General features: G+C 45.4%; 1 protein-coding gene. It reads right to left on the bottom strand.

All coding sequences use genetic code 11. The features are described 5' to 3' along the window. Positions 1 to 132 precede the first annotated feature (132 nt). Positions 133 to 873, bottom strand: a 741-nt coding sequence (locus A3738_RS14665) for an alanine:cation symporter family protein (protein WP_197473869.1), incomplete at its 5' end; no start/stop codon positions are given.

Below are 873 nucleotides of genomic sequence, written 5' to 3'. Positions count from 1 at the left end.
GAAAAAAAATATCCGGACGGATGGGAAACGGTCAAGCCATACTTACGTAAAGTTAAACAGCCCACTGACTAGTTGTGGCGATAGCCTTATGCTCTGCAAGCCTAGCTGTAAACGATCTTGCTTTAGCCTGCGTTAATTTGGCTTTACGCTAACTCGTTTAGGGTCCGTCCAGATTTCTTGATCAACATTTTGACATAACTCGGGATGGTCAGGCGCGTGAAAGGTTGGATCTAGTCCAGCCTTTCTCTGCTTTATGTAGTCTTTCGTGAGCTTTAAAACAATCCCAGAAAGCAAAGAAATCGATACCAGGTTAATAATGGCCATTAAACCCATCGATGCATCGGCAGTGTTGAATACGGTCTCAACGCTTTGTATCGAACCCCAAATAACCATTGCAATTAAACCAATCCGTATACCGATCAAACCTTTTGTCGATTGCACCCCAAGAAAAATCATTGCATTTTCAGCGTACGAGTAATTGCCAATTATTGATGTGAAAGCAAAGAAGAAAATGGCGACAGCAATAAAAATGAAACCGGTTTCGCCTATATGCTGTGCGAGGGCTAACTGAGTTAATTCAACGCCACTGGGCCCAACACCTGGCTGATAAATACCAGACAACAAAATAACGACGGCTGTCGCGGTGCAGACGCAAATGGTATCAATAAATACGCCAAATGCTTGGACAAAACCTTGGCTAGATGGATGATGTGGCACAGGAGTCGCGCTTGCAGCGATGTTGGGCGCCGATCCCATACCGGCCTCATTTGAAAATAGTCCGCGTTTGATCCCATTTAGGAGAGCAACCATCACGCCGCCCGTTACGCCGCCAACTGCTTCTTGAATCCCGAAGGCGTTTTTAACAATGCTCAA

The organism is Oleiphilus sp. HI0066 (genome assembly GCF_001635725.1).
The sequence above is the reverse complement of the archived record's forward strand: the minus strand, read 5'-3'. Positions and strand labels throughout refer to the sequence as shown.